The sequence below is a fragment of the Streptococcus sp. HMSC068F04 genome (assembly GCF_001837455.1).
Taxonomy (GTDB): Bacteria; Bacillota; Bacilli; order Lactobacillales; family Streptococcaceae; genus Streptococcus; species Streptococcus salivarius_D.
Genome location: NZ_KV832518.1, coordinates 30185 through 53630 on the forward strand (window position 1 = coordinate 30185; position 23446 = coordinate 53630).

At 40.1% G+C, this 23446-nt stretch carries 25 protein-coding genes and 1 pseudogene; 1 reads left to right on the top strand and 25 read right to left on the bottom strand.

Translation table 11 applies throughout. The features are described 5' to 3' along the window. Positions 1–8: 8 nt before the first annotated feature. Positions 9–1565, bottom strand: coding sequence for a 2-isopropylmalate synthase (locus HMPREF2571_RS08035; protein WP_013990719.1), 1557 nt, complete (start codon positions 1563–1565; stop codon positions 9–11). A 346-nt stretch (positions 1566–1911) separates the two neighbouring features. After that, positions 1912–2604 carry a phosphoglycerate mutase gene (locus HMPREF2571_RS08040; RefSeq protein WP_004182646.1) on the bottom strand — a complete coding sequence of 231 codons (693 nt, stop codon included), beginning with the start codon at positions 2602–2604 and terminating at the stop codon, positions 1912–1914. Between the two features lie 256 nt (positions 2605–2860). On the opposite strand from HMPREF2571_RS08040, the gene HMPREF2571_RS08045 reads away from it, so the two are divergent. Beyond that, complete coding sequence (locus HMPREF2571_RS08045) at positions 2861–3796, top strand: dihydroorotate oxidase (RefSeq protein WP_004182647.1); 936 nt, start codon at positions 2861–2863, stop codon at positions 3794–3796. A gap of 61 nt (positions 3797–3857) precedes the next feature. On the opposite strand, the gene HMPREF2571_RS08050 is transcribed toward HMPREF2571_RS08045, so the two are convergent. From HMPREF2571_RS08050 to hflX, 23 genes and pseudogenes are all read right to left on the bottom strand, one after another. Beyond that, on the bottom strand, positions 3858–4058 hold the full coding sequence (locus HMPREF2571_RS08050; RefSeq protein ID WP_002883994.1) for a hypothetical protein: 201 nt from the start codon (positions 4056–4058) through the stop codon (positions 3858–3860). A 60-nt stretch (positions 4059–4118) separates the two neighbouring features. Beyond that, positions 4119–4394, bottom strand: a complete 276-nt coding sequence (locus HMPREF2571_RS08055) for an HU family DNA-binding protein (protein ID WP_002884048.1) — start codon at positions 4392–4394, stop codon at positions 4119–4121. Positions 4395–4530: 136 nt separating this feature from the next. Beyond that, positions 4531–5103: a YpmS family protein gene (locus HMPREF2571_RS08060; protein ID WP_013990720.1), complete on the bottom strand. Its 573-nt coding sequence runs from the start codon at positions 5101–5103 to the stop codon at positions 4531–4533. Then, on the bottom strand, positions 5096–5971 hold the full coding sequence (locus HMPREF2571_RS08065; RefSeq protein WP_004182649.1) for an SGNH/GDSL hydrolase family protein: 876 nt from the start codon (positions 5969–5971) through the stop codon (positions 5096–5098). The genes HMPREF2571_RS08060 and HMPREF2571_RS08065 overlap by 8 nt, the downstream gene beginning before the upstream one ends. Beyond that, complete coding sequence (locus tag HMPREF2571_RS08070; RefSeq protein ID WP_013990721.1) at positions 5964–6806, bottom strand: DegV family protein; 843 nt, start codon at positions 6804–6806, stop codon at positions 5964–5966. The genes HMPREF2571_RS08065 and HMPREF2571_RS08070 overlap by 8 nt, the downstream gene beginning before the upstream one ends. Positions 6807–6875: 69 nt before the next feature. Continuing rightward, the gene (gene recN / locus HMPREF2571_RS08075; RefSeq protein WP_070847659.1) at positions 6876–8546 is read right to left on the bottom strand and encodes a DNA repair protein RecN; all 1671 of its coding nucleotides are present in this window, start codon (positions 8544–8546) and stop codon (positions 6876–6878) included. Positions 8547–8554: 8 nt separating this feature from the next. Further along, positions 8555–9001, bottom strand: coding sequence for an arginine repressor (locus HMPREF2571_RS08080; protein WP_002890762.1), 447 nt, complete (start codon positions 8999–9001; stop codon positions 8555–8557). After that, the gene (locus HMPREF2571_RS08085; protein WP_070847662.1) at positions 8988–9815 is read right to left on the bottom strand and encodes a TlyA family RNA methyltransferase; all 828 of its coding nucleotides are present in this window, start codon (positions 9813–9815) and stop codon (positions 8988–8990) included. The genes HMPREF2571_RS08080 and HMPREF2571_RS08085 overlap by 14 nt, the downstream gene beginning before the upstream one ends. After that, positions 9808–10680: a polyprenyl synthetase family protein gene (locus HMPREF2571_RS08090; RefSeq protein ID WP_070847665.1), complete on the bottom strand. Its 873-nt coding sequence runs from the start codon at positions 10678–10680 to the stop codon at positions 9808–9810. Before HMPREF2571_RS08090 ends, HMPREF2571_RS08085 begins: the two co-directional genes overlap by 8 nt. Further along, on the bottom strand, positions 10680–10895 hold the full coding sequence (locus HMPREF2571_RS08095) for an exodeoxyribonuclease VII small subunit (protein ID WP_002884058.1): 216 nt from the start codon (positions 10893–10895) through the stop codon (positions 10680–10682). The genes HMPREF2571_RS08090 and HMPREF2571_RS08095 overlap by 1 nt, the downstream gene beginning before the upstream one ends. After that, positions 10885–12213, bottom strand: coding sequence for an exodeoxyribonuclease VII large subunit (gene xseA / locus HMPREF2571_RS08100; protein WP_070847668.1), 1329 nt, complete (start codon positions 12211–12213; stop codon positions 10885–10887). Before xseA ends, HMPREF2571_RS08095 begins: the two co-directional genes overlap by 11 nt. Before the next feature lie 186 nt (positions 12214–12399). Continuing rightward, positions 12400–13161: a hypothetical protein gene (locus HMPREF2571_RS08105; RefSeq protein WP_070847670.1), complete on the bottom strand. Its 762-nt coding sequence runs from the start codon at positions 13159–13161 to the stop codon at positions 12400–12402. 127 nt (positions 13162–13288) lie between these two features. Further along, positions 13289–13933 (bottom strand): endonuclease III, encoded by a 645-nt coding sequence (gene nth / locus HMPREF2571_RS08110; RefSeq protein WP_002884001.1) that lies wholly within the window; start codon positions 13931–13933, stop codon positions 13289–13291. Continuing rightward, on the bottom strand, positions 13933–14631 hold the full coding sequence (locus tag HMPREF2571_RS08115; protein ID WP_004182658.1) for a DnaD domain-containing protein: 699 nt from the start codon (positions 14629–14631) through the stop codon (positions 13933–13935). The genes nth and HMPREF2571_RS08115 overlap by 1 nt, the downstream gene beginning before the upstream one ends. A 72-nt stretch (positions 14632–14703) precedes the next feature. Continuing rightward, entirely contained in the window at positions 14704–15648 is a 945-nt protein-coding gene (metA, locus tag HMPREF2571_RS08120) for a homoserine O-acetyltransferase MetA (RefSeq protein ID WP_070847673.1), read from the bottom strand. Positions 15649–15820: 172 nt separating this feature from the next. Continuing rightward, a complete protein-coding gene (locus HMPREF2571_RS08125; protein ID WP_048790968.1) occupies positions 15821–16339 on the bottom strand; it encodes an adenine phosphoribosyltransferase in 519 nt (172 codons plus the stop codon). Between the two features lie 118 nt (positions 16340–16457). After that, the gene (gene recJ, locus HMPREF2571_RS08130; protein WP_070847675.1) at positions 16458–18659 is read right to left on the bottom strand and encodes a single-stranded-DNA-specific exonuclease RecJ; all 2202 of its coding nucleotides are present in this window, start codon (positions 18657–18659) and stop codon (positions 16458–16460) included. Positions 18660–18964: 305 nt separating this feature from the next. After that, positions 18965–19369: a GNAT family N-acetyltransferase gene (locus HMPREF2571_RS08135; protein ID WP_045001800.1), complete on the bottom strand. Its 405-nt coding sequence runs from the start codon at positions 19367–19369 to the stop codon at positions 18965–18967. A 1-nt stretch (position 19370) separates the two neighbouring features. After that, positions 19371–19508: pseudogene (locus HMPREF2571_RS11010) on the bottom strand (class I SAM-dependent methyltransferase); the annotation flags it as partial. Between the two features lie 71 nt (positions 19509–19579). Further along, positions 19580–20347: an SDR family NAD(P)-dependent oxidoreductase gene (locus HMPREF2571_RS08140; protein WP_049528836.1), complete on the bottom strand. Its 768-nt coding sequence runs from the start codon at positions 20345–20347 to the stop codon at positions 19580–19582. Continuing rightward, the gene (gene rnz / locus HMPREF2571_RS08145) at positions 20347–21276 is read right to left on the bottom strand and encodes a ribonuclease Z (RefSeq protein WP_045001803.1); all 930 of its coding nucleotides are present in this window, start codon (positions 21274–21276) and stop codon (positions 20347–20349) included. The genes HMPREF2571_RS08140 and rnz overlap by 1 nt, the downstream gene beginning before the upstream one ends. 31 nt (positions 21277–21307) lie before the next feature. Then, the gene (locus HMPREF2571_RS08150) at positions 21308–21949 is read right to left on the bottom strand and encodes a cystathionine beta-lyase (RefSeq protein WP_070847679.1); all 642 of its coding nucleotides are present in this window, start codon (positions 21947–21949) and stop codon (positions 21308–21310) included. Further along, positions 21942–23180 carry a GTPase HflX gene (hflX, locus tag HMPREF2571_RS08155; RefSeq protein WP_070847681.1) on the bottom strand — a complete coding sequence of 413 codons (1239 nt, stop codon included), beginning with the start codon at positions 23178–23180 and terminating at the stop codon, positions 21942–21944. The genes HMPREF2571_RS08150 and hflX overlap by 8 nt, the downstream gene beginning before the upstream one ends. Positions 23181–23446: the final 266 nt, after the last annotated feature.

A 23446-nucleotide genomic window follows, 5' to 3' on the forward strand; every position in this document is an offset into this window, starting at 1 on the left:
TCTTTGGCTTATGGAAGGTCACGATAAGAAACCTTACGTGCCATCTCACCAGCATTTTCTTTTTGAACCAATGTATTAGCATTGATATAGGCAATTGCTGATGCTTTCAAGACATCAAAGTCCAAACCAGATGCATTGAAAATAGTATCTGTATCTACATTTTCGACAGTTACAAGTACACGCGCTTGTGCATCAATACCATCAGTTACAGCGTCAATATTATAAGAAGTCAAGCGAACTGTTTGGTTGAAGAATTTATCAATAGCATTGAAAATAGCTTCAACTGATCCTTGACCGTTTGCCAAAAATTCTACAGATTCACCGTCTTCATTAGCCAAGCTAACTGTAGCAGTGATTGTTTCATCAGCATTAGTGGTCAAACGAAGATCTTCGAAGTGGAAACCTTCTGGATTATCTACACTAGTACCAGCAACAAGTGCACGAATGTCTGCATCAGTAATATCATGTTTTTTCCCAGCCAAGATTTTGAATTTGGCAAAGAGTGGCTTGATATCTTCTTCAACAAAGTCAAGCTCAAGTTCTTTCAATTTTTCAACAAAGGCATGACGTCCTGACAATTTACCAAGAGGAAGACTGTTACTCTTCACACCTACCAATTCTGGTGTGAAGATTTCATAAGTTTGTGGGTTCTTAAGAACACCATCTTGGTGGATACCTGATTCATGAGAGAAGGCATTTCCACCAACAACAGCTTTATTTTTAGGAACAGGAATTCCAGAGAAGCGAGAAACAAGCTCTGAAGTATTCATTGTTTCATTAAGAACAATATCACTTGTTGCTTGGAAAAAGTCTTCACGAATTTTCAAAGCGACAGCTACTTCTTCAAGAGCAACATTACCCGCACGCTCACCAATACCGTTGACTGTTCCCTGAACACGTCCAGCACCATGTTTAATTGCTGTCAAAGTATTTGCAGTTGCCATACCGAGGTCATCGTGACAGTGAACACCAAAGACAACTTTATGGTCTGATTTAATATTTTCAGTCAAGTGATCAAAAATACGTGCAAACTCTTCTGGAGTCGTAAAGCCAACTGTATCAGGAATATTAATATATGAGGCACCAGCATCAACTGCTGTTTGAACAACTTCAGTCAAGAAATCAAGCTCAGTACGAGTAGCATCTTCAGGAGAAAACTCAACAACTTCAAATTTTGAACGTGCATATGACACATGTTCTTTTACAGCTTCAAGAATTTCTTCTTTTGATTTCTTCAATTTAAACTCACGGTGAATAGGACTTGTCGCGATAAAGACATGAATTTGTGGATACTTAGCATCTTTCAAAGCTTCATAACAAGCATCAATATCAGATTTTACTGAACGAGCCAAGCCAGTAACAGAAGTTGTTGTCATAGCTTCTGCAATTTGTTTTACTGCTTCAAATGAATCTGGGCTAGCTGCAGGGAAACCAGCTTCAATTACAGAAATTCCCCATTTTTCAAGTTGCTTAGCAATAGCAACTTTTTCTTTGATTGAGAAGTTAACACCAGGTGTTTGTTCCCCATCACGAAGACTTGTATCAAAAAATTCAACTTTACGCATAGACAATCCTCTTTCTAAAAGTAAAAACGATAGTAGTAAAAAAACATCTCACTCGGAAACCCAAGCGAGATGTTTTTATCTCCCGCTTGGTAAGCCAAACAGGACTAATGCTTTTGCACTAGCCCTCATTACGCAATAGCAAAACTGTTGTAGTTGCGAATGTCATTTGACTCATTTCCTTTCGATGTATCTTGGTTAATATGATACATCTTTCCAACTTGAAAGTCAAGGAAAAAATACTGAATTGACTGACTTTTCTGACCACTATTTACAATTTTTTTCAGGAAAAGAAAAAAGCTGGCTTAAACCAACTTTTTCTTTATTATTGATAACTACTTATCTCAGCTTATTTTCCGAGGTAGTATTCGTTAACAACGTTCAATTTATCGTCAAATTCGAATACCAATGGTGGGAAGTTTGGAATTTCAACATCCATGATTTCGTCATCTGACAATTGTTTGATGTGTTTAACAAGGGCACGGATTGAGTTACCGTGTGCACCTACGAATACGTTTTTACCATCTTTAAGAGCTGGAGCGATTTTATCTTCCCAGAATGGAAGGGCACGTTCCAAAGTAACTTTCAAGTTTTCAGCATCTGGAATTACTGAGTCGTCTAGTGAAGCATAACGACGATCAGTGTGTGCTGAGTGCTCATCATCACGATCCATTGCTGGAGGCAAAACATCGTATGAACGACGCCAGATGTGAACTTGCTCATCACCAAATTGTTCAGCAGCTTCTGCTTTGTTTTTACCAGTCAAACCACCGTAGTGACGTTCGTTCAAGCGCCATGATTTTTCAACTGGAACCCAAAGTTGGTCAGATGCTTCAAGAGCCAAGTTAGTTGTTTTGATCGCACGTTTCAATACTGAAGTGTATGCTTGATCAAATTCGATACCAGCTTCTTTGATCAATTTACCAGCGTCGATAGCTTGTTGAGTACCTTTTTCAGAAAGATCTACGTCAGCCCAACCTGTGAAAAGGTTAGCTTTGTTCCATTCAGACTCACCGTGGCGAGCGAAAACCAATTTTACCATTAGTTATGTCTCCTTTTTATTTTGGGTTAAACCCATTTACTCCTTCTATTCTACCCAAAAAACCTTGAAAAAGCTAGCAAAATCCAAAAAATTCTGTAAAATTCTACTGCATCCTGTCAGTCTCAAAAGCGAGGGTATTAGAAATTCACTTTAGATGCTTTTGCATATCCATTATTTCCTTGTTTTAGGCCTTCATTCATGCTAAAATGAGATGAAATAGTAACATTTTACATTGTGATCTTTAAAGGAGGATCTTATGGTTTCTACTGCTACAAAAGTTGGTCAGTTTACATTTTCTAACTGTCTTATGAATGCTGCGGGTGTTCATTGTATGACTAAGGAAGAATTGGCAGAGGTCGAGGCTTCAGCTGCAGGTTCATTCGTCACAAAAACAGGGACACTTGAAGCCCGCCCTGGTAATCCTGAACCACGTTATGTTAATGTACCTCTTGGGTCAATCAACTCAATGGGCTTGCCAAATAACGGTTTTGAATACTACCTTGACTATGTGATTGAATTGCAAAAGCAACCCAATACCAAAAATCATTTCCTTTCACTAGTTGGTCTCTCACCTGAAGAAACCCACACGATTCTCAAAAAAGTTCAAGAAAGCGACTATGAAGGACTTGTTGAACTCAACCTCTCATGCCCTAACGTTCCTGGTAAACCTCAAATTGCCTATGATTTTGAAACAACAACCGAGATCCTTACTGAAGTCTTCTCTTACTTTACAAAACCTCTTGGTGTGAAATTACCACCATACTTTGATATTGTGCACTTTGACCAAGCTGCTGCAGTGTTTAACCAATTTCCACTTGTCTTTGTTAACTGTGTGAACTCAATTGGTAATGGCCTTTACATTGAAGATGAGTCTGTTGTCATCAAACCTAAGAATGGTTTTGGTGGTATCGGTGGTGACTACATCAAACCTACTGCCTTGGCAAACGTTCACGCTTTCTACCAACGTCTGAAACCTGAAATCCAAATTATTGGTACTGGTGGTGTCAAATCTGGTCGTGATGCCTTTGAACACATCCTTTGTGGTGCAAGTATGGTACAAGTGGGTACTGCCCTTCAAAAAGAAGGTGTCGCTGTTTTTGACCGTATTACTAAAGAACTTAAAGAAATCATGGAAGAAAAAGGTTACGAAACTCTTGAAGACTTCCGAGGAAAACTTCACTACATTGACTAGTCTACAAAAAAAGTTTGGAAGACCTTCCAAACTTTTTTATTATTTGATGAGGATTCTCTTATTAGACAAGACCATCATCGTCACGTTCATCCCAGTCTTCAAAAGGATCCTTGCCCTCTTTCTCAGCTTGAAGACGTTTCTGACGAGCTTCTTCGATTTGTTTTTCACTTGGCTTCATCAGTTTGCTGATAGCAACAATACCTGATAGTTTAATAACAGTAAAAACCAAAAGAAAAATCAATACCACTGTTATGGTTTTCATAGATTTCCTTAACTTATTTTCATATAAATCAAAACCCCTAAAATTTTAGGGGTTTTTACATTATTTAACTGCGTCTTTAAGAGCTTTACCAGCTTTAAATGCAGGAACTTTAGAAGCTGCGATTGAGATAGCTTCACCAGTTTGTGGGTTACGACCTTGACGAGCAGCGCGTTCGCGTACTTCAAAGTTACCGAAACCGATCAATTGTACTTTTTCACCTGCAGCAAGGAATTCTTCGATAGAAGCGAAAACTGCATCTACAGCTGCTGCTGAATCTTTTTTAGTAAGCTCAGTTGCTTCTGCAACTTTAGCGATCAAATCTTGTTTGTTAGCCATTGTAACAATCCTCCAATTTATTTCTAAGCGAATAGTTTTTTTAGCGCTTGAACAAGTATTATCTTATCCTAAAAGGCCTATGAGGTCAAGTAATAAACGCTAATTTAATCGCTTTTTTGCAAAAAGTAAAGGCTTTTTAATTTATTGTCTTATAGATGTCAAATTCGATACGGTCATTAACCAAATCAAGGCTTTGAGCACGTGCTGTAATCCCCTTCTCATTCTTCATAGACTGAATATTTAAGGTAACCTTTCCCTTCTTACTATTGATGGCGATGTAATCAGGGAGGTTAGTTGAACGTTTAATCATCTTAAGGGCATCCGAAACAGGCAGTTTCAAGGTTCCAGCCGAAAGCTCAGAAACATGAAGTACAATTGCTCCTGATTCACTAACAACCGGCGTAAAGTAGACATAAAGAGGGACAGAGTGACCTAAAACCTTATAGCTACTTTCGAAAACAATTTTAGAATTAGTAACCTTGACCTTGAAACGCATCTTATCGGTCGAATAATCTTGGGCAAAGCCCGTAAGAGCAGCGTCAAGCTCCTCCCTTGTCATACTATACTTACCAATTTTAGTTGCTCCCTTAGGTAGGGATACAGAACTCGTCGTCTCCACTGGAGTCATGATTCTATAGGCCACAACACTTACTAAGGCTAGATTTAAGGCCAAGAGTCCTAAAAATAACCACTTCCATATCTTACTCACCTGACCACTCCTTCTTTGTTTGGTTAATACGTTTCAAAATGGCATCTGACATAATTTGATAACCTGTATTATTTGGATGAAAATGATCATCCTCAAAAAGAGCATCATTCAGGCTACCTTGAGAAGAGTTACTAGACTGAGACGTATCATCAGAGCTTGTAACACCGCCCTTACCGTCAATTCCCTTATAAAGCAAATCATTTACAGGAACAAAATAGACATTATCGTACTTCTTGCACACTTCTTCAGTAGATTGGTTCCAATTATCTACAATAGTTTGCATTTCTGTCATCTCTGGAAAATTAAGATAAAAAGGATTGTAAATACCAACAATATAAATTGGCAATGTTTTATTATCCTTACGAGCTAACTCAATAATCTGTCCTAATCTCTTTTGATAGGCCTGAGCTGGCTTAGTGAAGGTGTCTACATTAAGATTAGTGATATTGTCCTTAATGACATGGATTACATCATTACCACCAACTGTCAGAGTCATCACTTTAGCCTTCTTGAGATCTCTTTGAATATCCTTCTTTTCTTGCACTCTCTTGAGAATTTGATTGCTCGTATTCCCTGCGATACCATAGTTGCGAGAGGTCACTTGCCAGTCAAAATCTGACTCTAAGGCCTGAGACAAAACAGGAACGAAGCCCCCTTGATTACTACTATCACCTACACCTTGCGTAAGGGAATCACCGATAGCAACATAGGTGACCTTTTCATTTTTAATAGATTTAATTTTTTCTGCAATTTTTGATGACTGATGCGTACTAGGAACTACAAAAATAAAGAGGCCGATAAATAAGAGAAAAAGCAAGAAGAAGCCTACGAGGCTTCTAACTAATTCTGATTCTTTCCACTTATTCATAACGAACCATTACGGCAAAGGCGCCTTCACCAGTGTGCGTTTGAATGATGGAACCAGTCTCAAGGATTGAAATCGGAGCGCCCAAAACCTCAAGTTTTTCAGCCATTTCATGTGCAAAATCAGGTGTCCCTGCATAAGAAATACCAATCTCTGCCACTTTGCGGTCCTTATCCTTGATACCATTAATATAAGAATCCAACCATTTTGTGAATGTCTTAGCACCACGACCCTTCGCAATCGTATTCAACTGATAGTCTTTCAACTCCATAATGACACGGATATTGAGCAATGAAGATAGTAGACCTGTTACACGTCCAATACGACCACCTTTGACAAGATTCTCAAGGGTAGAAACACCGATATGTAGTTCAGATTTACTTTTCACTTCTTCCACACGTGCTACAATCTCATCTAGACTATCTCCTGCTTCAGCTAATTTGGCTGCTTCAACAACCTGAAACTTAAGGCACTGATCCGTAAAGCCTGAATCGATAACGGTTACATCTGCTCCTGAAAGGCTAGCGCCTTGACGTGAGGCTTCACATGTCCCAGAGAGTGTATGCATGATGTGGATAGCCACAATCTGTTCTGCACCTTCTTTGACAAGCTTTTCATATGTCTCAGCAAACAAACCTACTGGTGGTTGGCTTGTCTTTGGTAACTCTTTGCTATGCTTCATCATATCCAAGAAACGGCCTTCTTCTCGAAGATCACTATCTGAATAGATGACACCGTCCACCATAACCGACAATGGAACAACAGTGATATTATATTTTTCAACCAATTCTGGTTCAATCGTGATTGACGAATCGGTTACAATTCTGATTTTACTCATATTTTTCTCGCTTAACACAAATTTTTATTCTATTATAGCATGACTGGAAAACTTTTCCCAAGTCTTTTTCTAAAGAGAGTCATCCACCTTTAACAAGGCTCTTGCTTGGCTCAAGGCAGCCTCTGTCACATTATCTCCTGCTAACATCTTAGCGATTTCTTGCACCCTTTCCTCAGGTGTCAAAAGACGAACACGAGAGACAGTCGTCTCATTATCGCTTTCCTTAGAAATAAAGAACTGATAATCAGCAATTGCAATAACTTGCGGAAGATGACTGATAGCCAAAACCTGACCATGACTCCCAATCTTATGAATTTTCTGAGCGATGGCTTGGGCAACACGACCTGAAACGCCAGTATCAACCTCATCAAAGACGATACTTGTTTTGTCTTCTTTGCGGGCAAAGGCTGACTTAATCGCTAACATGAGTCGAGATAATTCTCCTCCTGAAGCAACCTTAACAAGCGGTTTAAAGCCTTCACCTGGATTGGTTGAGATGTAAAACTCAACCTGCTCATTGCCATCACGGTTAAATTTCCCTTTAGTAAAGGTAACTTTAAAATCAGCCTTATCCATGTAAAGGTCGCATAACTCGTTCTTAATCTCAGCTTCAAGGGCTGTAGCAATTTGATGGCGTGCCGTTTGTAGGGTCTCTGCAGACGCCAGCAGGTCTTTTTCAAGTTGCTTAAGCTCTTGTTCCATGGCATCTGACGAACTGGAATTGCCAGTCAGAAGATTGTACTCTTTACTTGAATTTTCCAGATAATCTAAGACATCATCAACAGTTCCACCATATTTACGAGTAATTGCATTAATGGTATCTAAGCGGTGTTCAATCTCTTGTAAACGCCCAGCATCAAAGTCCAAATTATCCAAAAGGTCACCAAGTTGTTTAGTGACATCTTCTAGAACATAATAGGCTTCTGATAGATTTCCAGAGAGTTCTTTGTAATCAGAGTCATATTCTTCAAGAGACTGGAGGTCGTTCATGGCAGAACGGACATTTGAAAGGCTTGAAAATTCTTCATTATCCAGCATGACATAGGCATTCGTTAAGGTATCAGCAATCTGCTTATGATTAAGAAGTTTGTCTCGCTCCTTCATCAATGCCAAATCCTCTCCTGATTTTAGAGAGACTGCTTCAATTTCTGCAATCTGAAAAGCTAGCATTTCAATTCGAGCCTTATGCTCTTGCTCATTTTTCTGCTTTTCAAGAACGGCTTTTCTTAACTCACGATAGCGGTCAAAATACTCTTGGTATTCTTTCTTAGTTTGGAAAAATTCCTTGTCACCAAAGGCATCAAGCATGGTAATATGCAGAGCAGGTTTCATAAGCTCTTCCTGATCATGCTGTCCATGGATATCTACCAAGAAGTGCCCAACAGCTTTAAGCGTTGTTAAATTGACCATCTGTCCATTGATACGACTAACACTTCTACCATTTTGGAAGATTTCACGACGGATAATCAATTCATCCTCAACAGGAATCCCATTATCTTCCAAGATACTAATCAAGGCAGGATTTTGTTCGATTGAAAAGAAGCCCTGAATTTCAGCCTTAGGTGCCGAATGACGGACGACTTCGCTAGAAGCACGTGCGCCCAACATAAGATTCATGGCATCTATAATAATGGACTTACCAGCACCTGTTTCACCAGTAAGGACGGTCATACCATTCTCAAAGTTTAGAGAAATCTCTTCAATAATTGCGAAATTCTTTATCGTAATTTCGAGAAGCATAGGCCCTCCTATTCTTCAACCCACTTAATGATTTGCCCCTGTAGTTCGATGGCTGCTAACTCTGACTGAGCCACTAAAAAGAGGGTATCATCGTCAGCAATGACACTAAAAATCAAATGCTTGTACTCATCCAAAAGAATCTTCTTGATGAGGCGGCTAGTCCCAGGTTGAACAACGATATTCATAAAGGCATGTTGACGATCAACACGCAACAAGCGACGAGTCGCAACAGAGGTTCCACCTACTCGTCTAGGAGCAGTTGAGAGCCCATAGATGTATGAACCGTCTTCAGTTGGTACCTTGGTAATACCAATTTCATTGATATCACGCGATACGGTCGCTTGAGTAGCCTTTAATCCCTCATTTTGGAGTAATTTTACCAATTCTCCCTGAGTCGTAATTTTATTTTCTTGGACAATCTTTCGGATTAACTCCAAACGATCATTCTTCTTCATTCTTTTTAAACTCCTTATGTGCTTGTGCTACAACTTCCTTAATAGAGGTTTGAGCATCATTTTGAGAAGAATTTGTCTTCTCCAAGTGTGCGAGAAACTCAATATTACCATGACCACCTTGGATAGGTGAAAAGTCCAGTCCCTTAACTGAAAAGCCATAGTCAACCGCAAAAGCTGTCACTGTTTCTAACACTTTTTCATGAACACTGCTCTCACGGACAATCCCGTTTTTCCCAATTTGTTCACGGCCCGCCTCAAATTGGGGTTTCACAAGAGCAACAACTTGCCCTCCATCAACCAATATCTTAGCCAGCGCCGGCAGAATCAGATTAAGAGAGATGAAGCTGACATCAATTGATGCAAAAGACGGTAGTCCTTCTGTAAAATCAATAGGTTCAGCATAACGGAAATTATATTGCTCCATGGAACGAACACGCTCATCTTGACGCAATTTCCAAACCAACTGATTGGTACCGACATCCACAGCATAAACCAGTTTAGCCCCATTTTGAAGCATAACATCAGTAAACCCACCTGTTGAAGCTCCGATATCGATGGTCGTCATGCCTTCAACTGACAGTTTGAATACTTCCAAAGCTTTTTCAAGTTTGAGTCCTCCACGGCTCACATACTTGATTTTTTCTCCTTTAAGCTTCAACTCTGTACCGTCGTCGATTTTTTCACCGGGTTTATCGTAACGTTCACCATTGATAACATTAACAACTAAACCAGCCATAACGCCACGTTTAGCTTGTTCTCGTGTTTCAAAAAGGCCTTGTTTATAAGCCAAAACGTCTACTCTTTCCTTAGGCATGGAGTCGTAACCTTTCTATGATTTCTATAATACTGTCTTTCTTGAAACCTTGAGTTTCAGCTAGATTTTGGAAAATAGCCTCAGCTTTATCAAGTGATTCCTCTAGGATAGCATGTGATTTTTCCAGACCAAGCAGAGCAGGATAGGTTGATTTCCCAGCAACTACATCTTTTCCAGGTGTCTTCCCAAGTTCTTCGAAATCAGCAGTCACATCCAAAATATCATCACGTACTTGAAAGGCAAGACCAATCAAGCGACCAGCTTCTTGAAGGTTTTCCAAGACCTGTTGATCTTTTTGAGCAACAATACCAGCCGCCACAAAAGGAAAGGTTAAAAGCTTACCTGTCTTATGCTCATGAATCTTAGCCAGTTGCGATAAATCAAGTTCCTGACCTTCACCCTTCATATCCAGCATCTGACCACCAACCATACCGAAGGTACCTGAAGAATGAGACAATGCTTGAATCAATTGAACTCGAATTTCTGCTGATAGCTCTGTTTGAGCCAGGAGGTCAAATGGATCCAAAAAGAGAGAATCTCCAGCCAAGATTGCCGTTGCTTCATCGAATTTCTTATGGTTGGTTAAACGTCCTCGACGGTAATCATCATCATCCATGGCCGGCAGATCGTCGTGAATCAAACTTCCAGTATGAATCATTTCAAGACTTGCTGCGACATCGAAATGACTAGGAGTAAGCTCTAAACCAAATCCTTCAAGTAAATTTAAGAAAATCAGTGGACGAATACGCTTGCCTCCACTATCAACTGAATAAAGGATGGCAGTGATTAAATCACTCGATACAGGAAGATTCTTTTTTTGGTAGTAATCACGGATAGCCGCATCAATTTTATTTAGCTTGCTCATTAGGCATCCATTTCCGTTTCTGTACCATCTGCTTGCATGACCTTAACTAGTGTTTTTTCAGCATCTTCCAAGGTCTTCTGCAAATCTTTAGACAAGGCCATACCTTTTTGGAACTCAGCAATAGCATCCTCAAGAGCAACATCACCTGTTTCGAGCTTCGTGACGATAGCTTCTAAGTCCTGTAAATTTTCCTCAAATGTTTTTTTAGTTGACATTTTTCACCTCTACTTCTAGTTCTCCATCTCTCATTTGGACGGTTAATTGATCACCTTCGGTAATATTCCTGGTACTTGTTAAAGGTTTATCATCTTTCTTGACAATGGCATAGCCCCTTGCAACAATACGGCTAGTATCTAGAGACAATAAGGCATCCTGTGCCTTTTCTAATCTCACACGCTTACCATTAATAGTATTCTTGGTTGTAGTCACCAATAAACGTTGCAAAGACTCTCGACGGTCTTGGTAGTTCTGAACACTAGTTAGAAGATTTAAGCCTTGTAATCGTTGTCTCAAAAGTTGCGCTTCTTTTTGTTTGCGTTCGAAATCTTGACTCATGAATGTTTCAAGCCTTGTTGTTAGTCGATCCAACTTTTGTAGATAACCATCGTAAAGGCGCTCAGGTTGCCTAAAGACAACAGATTGTGACAATTTGGCCAAGCGTTCCTGGTTATATTGTATACGTCTCAAACAGGCTTGATAGGCTCTATTTTGTCTTTCACGAATCCAAACCAAGGTATCAGCCTTTGATACCGGAGTAGCAAGTTCTGCCGCTGCTGTAGGCGTAGCAGCCCTACGATCTGCAACAAAGTCAGCCAAAGTTGTATCTGTTTCGTGACCAACGCTTGAAATCACAGGGAGACTACTCTCAAAAATCGACTGAACTACAATTTCCTCGTTAAAAGCCCAGAGATCTTCAATAGAACCTCCACCACGGCCAACGATAAGTAAATCTAGATCATCCCTTTGATTGGCTTTTTGAATATTTTCAGCAATTTCCTGTGCAGCTCCTTCACCTTGAACCTTGGTAGGGAAAAGTAAGATTTCTACCCCAGGAAAACGACGACTAACGGTCGTAATAATATCTCGAATAACCGCACCGCTAGGACTAGTGACAACCCCTATTTTTTTGACAAAATTAGGCAGAGCTTGCTTATGACGATCATCAAAGTAGCCTTCTGCAGTCAATTTTTTACGAAGCTGTTCAAACTGGATGGCCAAAGCACCAATACCATCTGGCTCTGCCTTCTCGATAATAATGGAATAAGAACCACTAGGTTCATAAATCTGAACCCGACCGACGACATTGATTTTCATCCCTTCTTCGAGTTCAAAACCAAGTTTTTTGAAAACTCCAGCCCAAATCGTCGCCTGAATAACAGCCCCTTCATCCTTTAGCGAAAAATATTGGTGACTCGGACGTCGACGAAAATTGGAAACCTGCCCCGTCAAATATACCCTCTCTAAATAAGGATCACGGTCAAATTTCATTTTCAAATATTTGGTTAAGGATGTGACCGATAAATAGTCTGACACGACAACTCTCCTTTATTTAAGCTAGCCTTGAAAACCTGAAGACATTAAAAAAGTTCTGCAGAACTATCATCTCCAAATCTTCTCAGTCGGCTTTTTAATTGTATACACGATTACTTAAAATTATACCAAAAAAGACTGTCAAAAGACAGTCTCAACCACCATTATCAGGTGTTTTATATGGTTTCATTAATCGGTTGTATATGTTTTTGAAACGACGTCCCAAGAATCGCTTGAACCGTCAATACCACCATAGGCTTCGAGTTGTCCCTTCTTATCTACACGGAAAAGAAGAACATCATTACCATAGGCATCATAAAGTTGAGCATAAACTAGGTTATCATCATCATCCGTCCATGAATAAACATTCCAACCTAGATTCTTATAATTTTCTCCTGTTGACCCTTGTTCTTTAGCATAGGTAGAAACCACCCAGTCTTCCAACTGCTGGTCAGACAAGGATGAGGTATCAACTTGAGAAGATTGATTATCTGATGATGCTGCTGCTTGTTCCTTACTTTTAGCTAACTGACCATTTTTCCATGGATTTGTTACACTCTCTTTTTGGTTATTACTATACCACATCAAGGTAACCACAGGAATAACCACTGCAAGTACTGCAACAACTCCAATTACCCATCTAATGATTTTAGGATCTTTGAGTTTATCAAAACTCGAAACTTTTCTTCCCTTTGTAGTTTCATTTTTACGACGTCTAAATTCGCTCACAGCTTTTTCCTCTTTTTCTTGAAAGTAGTCCCTTTTTTTCTTTTCCTCTTGTTCCAAGAGTTTTTGCACTTCCCTACGACCCTGCGGATCACTCGTTTGAGCCAATGAAATCTGCAACTGAAAAATACGATTATCCAAAGCTTGCTCATATTCTTTGGCTGCTTCTCTATCACCATTATCAGCTAAGGCTCTCAGATACTCTTCATTACTGAATTCAGCCATTCACTATATCGCTCCTGCTTCTAAATCGTTTCTTCTATTTTCTTAAAGCCTGAGACTTTTGTCAAGTTACTAGTTTGTAACAAATTCTTACAGCTGTAAAAAGCCGAAGAAAGTCACATTCTCCAGCTTATTTCTTGGTTGTTTCTTTATAATACTTACAATAACTTTGAAGAGGACATGTCTGGCATTTAGGATTCTTAGCCAAGCAATGATAACGTCCAAAGAAAATCATACGGTGATGACTGATAATCCAATCCCTCTTTGGGATTTTCTTCATCAGTTCTGCTTCAATTTCCTCTACACTAGCATCCTCTGGCACGATATTTAGCCTCTTAGATACACGTGAGACATGCGTATCTACAGCAATAGAAGGGATTCCATAGACTTCAGCCAATACTACGTTAGCTGTTTTTCGTCCCACACCAGGTAGACTTTCCAATTCCTTATGCGTTTTCGGAACCTGTCCATCAAAATTCATTAAAACAGCTCTAGCAGTCTTGATGATGTTCTTTGCCTTATTCTTATAAAGACCGATTGTTCGCAAACACATTTCAACATCATCAAGATTAGCCGAAGCCAAATCCTCAATTTCTGGATAACGCGCCCACAAGCCCGGTGTAATCTTGTTAACAGCCTTATCAGTTGTCTGTGCCGATAAAATAACAGCAACTAATAGTTGGAAAGGAGTTTCCCACTCCAACTCTCCATGAGCATTGGGAAACATCTCCCCCATGAGAGCTAGAGCCTCATTAACACGTTTTCTTCCTAACATTATTGGCCACCCCATAATTGACGGGCTGCATCCATACCTGTTTTGAAGTCATCCGAAACTTGGTGATGGTGCTTCTTACCTTGATGCTCCAAACGTCGCTCTTCAACTTGAATTTTCGTCGTAATACCACTCAATTTCCAGTTACGCAGAACCCCTTTGATGTAATTCCAATTTGTCTTGCGGTTAAATACTGCTTCTTTCAAAGCCTCACGGATAAGTTCGGGATCAGTATGTTCTTCTTGAATTTCCTTGTTTAAATCTTCGATAACCATAGGATTCAAGATTCCCAAAGCTTGTTCTAACTCATCTGTTAATTGCTTGATGAGCTGTGTATTTGTTGGCTGACCTACTACAGGCCCCGTCGTTGTCTTTTCATTGCTCACTAACTTATCCAAAACTGCCAAGGCAGGTGAAGCATCTACAACCATCTCAATTTCATTATTAACCTTGATAGTCGTGAAATCAAGGAGCCCAGCCTCAGTCAATGTCGTAATACTTTTATTAACCTCTGTTGGTGTCTTTCCAGTTGCTTGCGCTATCTGACTAGAAGCCACTTCTCCAATCTGAGTTGTCGTTTGTAGATAGAGAAATTGCCAAACCAGAAAGTCATCCGCAGATGGAAAAATATCCTTAAAGTGGAAAAATAAAGCATTAGGAAGGACCAGATTGCCTGATCGATACTGTTCAAAAAAACTCATATTTACCTTTCAGAGTAGCTAGACACCCCAAAAAGTCTTTATGCGCTCACATAAATCTTTTGAGACTGTCTACTACAAATAACCGTAGAATGAAAAATCGTCTTCCAACTCTTCTAAACGATAAGGTGTTTCTTGATATACCGCATAATTAATCCAATTGCTAAAGAAGGCAGATGCCGCAAGGTTCCAACGCAGTTTAGGCTCCTGACTTGGATCATCGTCTGGGAAATAGTTTGCTGGTACGTCTGGATTAATCCCTGCATCCAAATCTCTTCGATATTCTCTGGCAAGAGTATCACGGTCATATTCAAAATGACCGAAACTATATACTTCACGAAGATTCTTACTTGCTAAGATGGATAAACCGACCTCTGGTCCTGACACAACAATATCTAAATCCGTCTTGTTTTTAATATCCTCGAGCGTAACCTCAGTATAGCGAGAGTGTGGTGACACAAAGCTATCATCAAAGCCATTCATAAGGAAGTTTTCAGGCATGTCAACCGTTTGTTTATAGATACCAGATAGTTTCTCTGACAAAGGGACCTTGTCGACTCCATGCTTATAATAGAGACCTGCTTGAGCTCCCCAACACAGATGAAGGGTTGAATAGACATGCTTTTTAGACCAGTCAAAAACCTGTGTCAATTCTTGCCAATAATCAACTTCTTCAAAAGGCATTTGCTCAACAGGAGCTCCTGTTACGATGAGACCATCATAATACTTATGCTTAATTTCATCAAAAGTCTTATAAAAAGTTTCCATATGTTCAGCATGGGTATTTTTTGACTTATGACTAGCCATATAAAGAAACTCGACGTTAATTTGAAGTGGCGTATTGGCCAAAAGACGTAGTAATTGAGTTTCCGTAACTTCTTTAGTAGGCATAAGGTTAAGGATTAAGACCTCCATTGGTCGAATATCCTGGCTACTAGCTCTGTTCTCATCCATGATGAAGACATTTTCCGAACGCAATACATCAAGAGCTGGTAACTTATTATCAAGTTTTATAGGCATAACAATATCTCCATCCTTATTTATTCTATCTTCATATTATAAACCGGGGAGGTATTGTTATCAAATATATATTTTCTCTAGTTAGCTATAGCTTTAAACTATATTTAGAGGCCACCTTTGTTTTAAAAGAGTTAAAAAGGCCCTAAGGCCTTTTGTTAATTCATAGATAGATTTATCCTGGGAAGTTCATCAATACTTTAGTATCGTAACCTTCGATAGCATCACGTCCATTAAGACCATCAAGCTCAATCAAGAAAGCACAACCAGCAACGACACCACCTAGGCGCTCAATCATTTCAATTGTAGCTTTAACGGTACCACCAGTTGCCAAAAGGTCATCTACGATAAGTACACGTTGGCCTGGCTTGATTGCATCGGCATGCATACAAAGTGTATCGACACCATACTCTTTTTCGTAATCGGCTGAAATCACTTCACGTGGCAATTTACCAGGTTTACGAACAGGAGCAAAACCAATACCAAGTTCAAAAGCAACTGGACAACCAACGATGAAACCACGCGCTTCAGGACCAACAATCATGTCAATCTTCTTATCAGTCGCATACTGAACGATTTCACGGATAGCATAGCTATAAGCATTTCCATCAGCCATCAAAGGACTAATATCACGGAAAGTAACCCCTTCTTTAGGGTAGTTTTCAATAGATGCAATATAATCTTCTAATTTCATTTGTTCTTCCTATAGGCTTTTCGCCAAAAAAATATTTACATATCATTATAGCATGAAATAGTAAATTTAGAAAATGCTGACCCTCATTTCGAGACGAATCCTTTGAATTCAGACTCCCCTACTTATACAGCCAATCATAAATTTCCTGTGGTGTTCCCAAAGCCATGAGTTCTTGGAACTTAACGAGTCGTTTCAGATCTTGGAAAATCTGACTGTCCTCAATCTCGCGTTTCTCAGCTTCTTTATTGACTGTCATAACACCATTATCAATAGTCACAAAATCCAATTCATCAAAGATTTGAATCATCTTAATCAGGAGAATCTTGTCGATTTTAAGGTAATGACTGAGTTCATCCAGTTTATAGCGGACATCGAATTCTGGGAATTGGTAAATGGTTTTATAGAGCCTTGCAAATTGCTCTCTAGTTCCATAACCTGTCAGATAATAGGCTTCCTTAATGCTATTTTTAAAATAGATAGCCTGGAAATCTTTACCTTCAAACCACTCTTTTAATTCTGTCGCTGATTCAGGTAGGGTGTTGAGGACAACCGCAGGCTCTGTGTCTGCTGCTTCTTCTACCGTTGGTAGGCCCTCAGGTAGTGCCATATTTTTTGAGCGGAAATCAAATAATTGAACACCATCCACACGTACATCTTCTAGCATAAGCTGTAGCGTTGTCTGTCCATTCCAAACATTAACAGACAAGGTCACTGCCAATTCCAGACCCTGAGCCTGTTGAAATTCTTGAAGTAGATTACCTTTATTAAAAGCGACAACGTCAAAGCTGTCCTTACCTTGCTTAACCTTAAACTTAAGATGAGCCCCATTTTGTCCCATTGTCCTAGCTTGAGTAACGGTAATATCATGTAGCCAAAAGACTGGCTTTTTATTATCCATACCAAAAGGTGCTAGTTTTTCAAGGCTCTTAATGGTATCCAAGCTAAGCTCGCTGAGTTGGAGCTCCTCGTCTAAATTAAGCGTATTTTTGGCACTTGTATCAATGTCATTATCATAGACATAATGACACAAAATATCTGAGAGTTGACCAAGATTTTCCTTCGGAAGGGTCATCCCAGCGGCTCCAGCGTGTCCTCCAAAAGCAGTAAAGATATCTCGGTGATCATCAAGGGCATGGAAGATATTGATAGATTCCAAACTACGGGCTGAACCCTTTGCCAAGCCATCTTCAATATTCAAAACCACTACTGTCTGGCTGATTTGCTCCATGATGCGCCCAGCCACAATACCGAGGACACCAGGATGCCAACCTTCCTTGGCCAAAACCTGAACTGGTTTGTCCAAGTCTACCATGGTCATAGCTTCATCAAAGATTTTTTGAACAACTTCCTTACGTTCTTCATTTTTAGCATTGATTTCCAGAGCAATGGCTTGTGCTTCCTCATCGTCAAATCCGGTCAACAGTTCAATGGCTGGATTTGGATCATCTAAGCGTCCCAAGGCATTGAGTTGAGGAGCCAGTTTAAAACCTACCGTTTCTTCGGAAATCGTTGTTGGATCCACATCTGAAATGCGGAGCAATTCTTGAAGCCCAATTCGCTCAGTAGTCTTGAGAATTTCCAGCCCGACCTTGACCATAATACGATTTTCATCCGTAAGGCTAACCATATCGGCAATGGTACCAATGGCTACCAAGTCCAACATCTCTGTAGGAATAGTTTCAAGGAGGGCAGTTGCCAATTTGAAAGCTACACCACATCCTGCCAAATATTTAAAAGGATAATCGGCATCCGGATGCTCTGGATGGACAATGGCATAGGCATCTGGAAGCTGTGCCGGCATACTATGATGGTCTGTAACGATAACGTCCACACCTTGCTCTTGCGCATAAGCAATAGCCTCATTACCCGCTACTCCATTATCCACTGTAACAATGAGTGAAATGCCTTCCTGCTCAATGAAGTACTTGTAGACACTTTCGTTTGGCCCATAACCATCTGTGAAACGGTTAGGCAAATAGACTCGAGCCTCAGCGCCCATCATTTCAAGAGCTTCCTTGACAATCGAGGCTGACGTCATACCATCCGCATCATAATCTCCATAAACTAAGATTTGCTCATAATTTTCAATGGCTTGACGAATTCTAGCAACTGCCTTATCCATATCATGAAGAAGATAAGGGTCATGAAGGTGTGATAGATCAGCCTTAAGAAAGTCTTCAAGGGCCTCTTCTGTCGTCACGCCACGTTCATAAGCAATCTTGGCTGCTGTTTCTGCCAGCCCATGTTCTTTGGCAAGTTTAAAAAAGCCAGCATCTGGCTCTTTTGTATTTATTTTCCAATCATACGTTGATGTAATCATGTTTTTATATTTTCTCCCTGTCATCTAGTCTACCTATTATAACATGAATAAATTTATCATAGTGGATAGAAGCCTAAGTTTCCTAAAAAGAGAATGGAAAACATCGAAAGGTGCTTCGACTCGTGCTACATTTCCAATAAAGCTCTGCTTTTCTAGTCAAAATAAAAAACTAGGTATTGCTCCTTATTTGACTTATGTTTTCTCAAATATTCTTCTCTTCTTTTTATCTAGGTCTATTCTACTATCATTTTCAAGTAATATTAGGAAAAACAAGAAAAAGATTCCCTATTTGGAAATCCTTTTCATCAATATTTATAAATCATCCCTGTACAAGCTTGCTCTGAGAGTTCGACAAAGCCCAAGGATTGGTAAAAGGCTAAATTTTTCTCGCTACGATCAGTTGCAAGGAGCCTTTGATAGACATTGGGGAAAGTTGCTAAAGCCTCTTCTAAGAGTTTCTTTCCGATCCCTTGGCGTTGGTGATCTGGTCGCACCAAGAGGTCCTGTACAAAAATGACAGAGTGGCCATCTCCTACTAAGCGAATATAGGCTACTAACTCTTCCTCATCATAGACTGCCAACTGCCAGAGACTGGCTTTGACAGCTTCTTCCAACATGGTTGGATTGTTAGTATAATTGGTCCAGCCGACTGAACTGTACAGTGCGAGTAGGTCTGTCATCTCTGGAATCTCTTTTTTATAATTTAACATCTTAACTCCTTTTTAACCTATAGTGCTGGAAGAGGGCGATATCCCGATAAGGGGACTCTTGGCAGACTGCCAGCTCCATCTGAAGCATAGACTCTCGCCAGCCTTCTTGGCCCTTGAAGCGGTTGTCCTGTAAGGCGTATTATACCTGTCCTCCGGGTTTCCGGATGGTTTCTAAATAGACTTGAATATTGACTGCCATCTAGCATTCCCCTATTTGTAGTTAAACACATTGGTAGCTAGTTTGTCCGAGATGCGTGGAAATAGCGTATATCCTTTGTGCGCAGCCGCTAAGAGTCGTGGTAGATTGACTTCACGTTTGTTTTTCCCCAGAATACGGATAATCTTTTTAGCCACGTATTTAGGACTGAGGACAAACTTCTTAACACTCTCAAGATAGGCTCCAGAAGGATCAGCTTGATCGAAGAAAGATGTCTCAATTGGACCAGGATTGACTGTTGTCACATAGACTCCCTTATCAGCAAGCTCTAGACGAAGGGCATCTGAGAAGCCAATCACAGCAAACTTTGTCGCTGCATAGACACTTGAGTTGGCTGTCGCAATTTTTCCCGCCATACTGGCAATATTGATGATATGACCACGGCCTTGCTCCACCATTTTCTCAGCCATCAGACGTGAAAAGGTCATCGTCGCAAAGGTATTGATATCAAACATATCACGGATCTCTTGGCTAGTGTAATGATCATAAGACTTGAATTCACCGAAACCAGCATTATTGATAAAGACGTCAATACGTCCAAATCGTTGATAGAGATAATCTACCATTTTTTTAATGGCATTGTCGTCTCTAAGGTCAATGGCAAGGCAGGTTTTATTTTCCACATGACGATAACATTTCTCAAGTTTATCCTTATCTCGTCCTAAGAGAATAATGCCATCACTGGGTGAGAGCTGCTTGACAATTTCTTGTGCAAGCCCTCCTGAAGCACCAGTAATAGCGATAATACGTTGTTTAGCCATTAAATCTCTACCTCTTCTAAGTCACGAACGATGTGGGTGTTTTCGAAAATCGTTTTGGCATCTGCTGCCATCTTACCGATATCACGCCCCAAGAAACGAGCTGATACGTGATTTAGAAGAAGACGTTTAGCTGACGCATCCTTAGCGACTTGTGCTGCTTGCATGTTGGTTGAATGCCCATGGCTCTTGGCAATTTTTTCATCGCCCTTACCATAAGTAGACTCGTGCACCAAGACATCTGCTCCCAAGCCAAGACGAACACTGGCATTCGTCTTACGAGTATCACCTAAGATAGTAATAACCTTACCTTTCTTAGGTGCGGAAATAAAGTCCTTGGCAATGATTTTAGTTCCATCTTCAAGAACCACATCTTGCCCATTCTTAATTTGACCAAAAAGAGGACCAAATGGCACACCTGCTGCTTTAAGGGCCTCAGCATCCAAGGTTCCTTCAAGATCCTTTTGAACCACACGGTAACCAATACAAAAAATGGTATGATCCAACTTATCTGCATAAACAGCGAATTTGTCATTTTCCATAACCAAGCCTAGCTTATGCTCATCAATTTCCTTAAAATGTACATGGTAAGGGAGGCGTGTCCCAGAGGTACGAAGACTGGTCATAACGTATTGTTTAATACCAACTGGACCATAAACCTCTAAATCTGTTTGTTCTTCACTAGATTGGAAGGAACGGCTAGCCAAGAAACCAGGTAGGCCAAAGATATGGTCTCCATGCATATGTGTGATAAAGATTTTTTTAACTTTACGAGGTCTGATTGTTGTTTCTAAAATCTGACGTTGGGTACCTTCTCCACAGTCAAACATCCAGACCTCATTGATTTCATCGAGTAACTTCAGAACCAGACTCGACACGTTACGGGCCTTGGAGGGCTGCCCGGCACCCGTCCCTAAAAATTGTAATTCCATGACTTCCTATACTTTCTATCTATCGTTCTTCTTATTTCTGGACAATATAAGCCAAGCATTCACGCTGAGCAAAGCCATAATAAACGGTTTGCCCTTTATATTGAGACAAAAGTTCCACTAATTCATCTTGATTGAAGCTAGCCAACTTAATGACATTCCCTTTCAACTTAGTTACACGACTAAGTAACTGTGTCTCAGGTGTTAACTCTTCCAATACTTCTTCGTCAAAATCAACCTTGGTCATCTTAATTTGAGTGCCTTCAAGATAAACCTTATACTGCGGGAAAACTTGAGCAAGCTCAAACAAAATGCTAGCCGTTGGAACCTCTAAATGCTCGGCAAAGACTAAGGCCACCTCATCAGCATTTTCAAAGCAAAAACCATAAGATTTTCCTGACAGATTGAGACGAATAAAAGGCTTGTACTCATCAAAAGATGGTGCAGAATTAAAGAGGTTCAACTCTTTTGAAAGGTCCAAGTAGTAATCCGTCGCTGCTTCAGGAGATTGTTTTTGGTAAATCTCTGCAAAATAAGCATTAATCACGCTTGGTGGTGGCGTAATGAAAGCCAATTTTTGACTGTCCGAAAGGTCTGACAAGGTATTTTCCAAATAGACCTTATCTAAACTTGTAAAACCACCATATTTTAAAGCTAAATCCATATAATCAGTCATAAAATTCTTCCAATTTCCATTTATTTTTCGGTGAAATATAACCTGTAATTTCTTCCACTTCTGTCTCAAAAGTGTAGCTATCTAGCAAGGCTAATTGACTCAACTGATAAAGTTTATAAGCTTGATCCTGATGCACCTTAATACTAAAAGGTTCAAAAATCTGTTGAATTTCGTCAATCAAGAGTCTTCTGAGTGCCTCACGACTTCCCTTGTCACGTGCTGAGAGACGAACATTTGGAAAGACTGTTGCTACTAGGTTATCAGCTACATCCATCTTATTGTAGATTGCTAGACGAGGGATATCAGTCATGTCTAAGTCTTTGAGAATGTCTAAGACCACCTTCTCATGCTCTTCGTGATTAGGATCACTCGCATCAATGACATGCAAAAGAAGGTCCACATTACGACTTTCTTCAAGTGTTGACTTAAAGGCAGCAACCAATTCTGTTGGCAAGTCCTGGATAAAACCAACCGTATCCGTCAAGGTCACTTGAAACTGATCCTTTAAGTAAATTTTCTTAGTCGTTGCATCCAAGGTCGCGAAAAGTTCATTAGCCTCATATTGCTTATCATACGTCATAAGGTTCATAATCGTTGATTTCCCAGCATTGGTATAACCAATCAAACCAATTTTAAAGGTAGTTGAATCAACACGCTTTTCGCGAATGGTTTCTCGGTTCTTCTCAACAATTTTTAACTGGCGTTCAATATCAGCAATCTGGTTACGAATCGAACGACGATTGAGTTCCAACTGACTTTCACCAGGTCCACGGCTACCAATGCCCCCTGCTTGACGGCTGAGCATAATACCCTGACCAGCCAAACGGGGCAACATGTATTTAAGTTGAGCTAGGTGAACCTGAAGTTTCCCTTCATGGCTTCTAGCCCTCATGGCAAAGATATCCAAAATTAATTGCATACGATCAATAACTTTTACGCCAAATGCTGCTTCAAGATTGGTATTTTGACGAGGCGTTAAACGGTTATTGACAATGACTGTAGTAATCTCATCCGCATCCACCATGGCCTTGATTTCTTCTAATTTTCCTGAACCTACGAAAGACTTACTATCATAGCGTTCACGTTTTTGGGTATAGCTAGCTACAACCTCTGCTCCTGCAGTTTTGGCAAGACTGGCAAGTTCCTCCATTGACATGTCAAAATGCTCTGTTTCTTGCAATTCAACACCTACTAAAATAGCACGTTCTTGCTGTTTGGCTGTCTCTATCATAGCAAACCCCTTTTCGAAATAGTCGACTTCTATTATACCACAGGCAGGGGCAAAGAAAAGGTCACAGACCTTAATTTTTTTTTCAAAGAAAAACAAGTTGGATTAACCAACTTGCTTTCTCTTAATGTTTACGTGTCGGTTTCTTTTTCGAACCCTTACGACGCTTGCCTTGATGAATGCTCGGCGTATTTTGAGAAATGGTTTGACGCATTTTCTCAGTAGCCTTATCAACCTTATCTTTAGCCTTGACCAATTCTTGAGAGGCC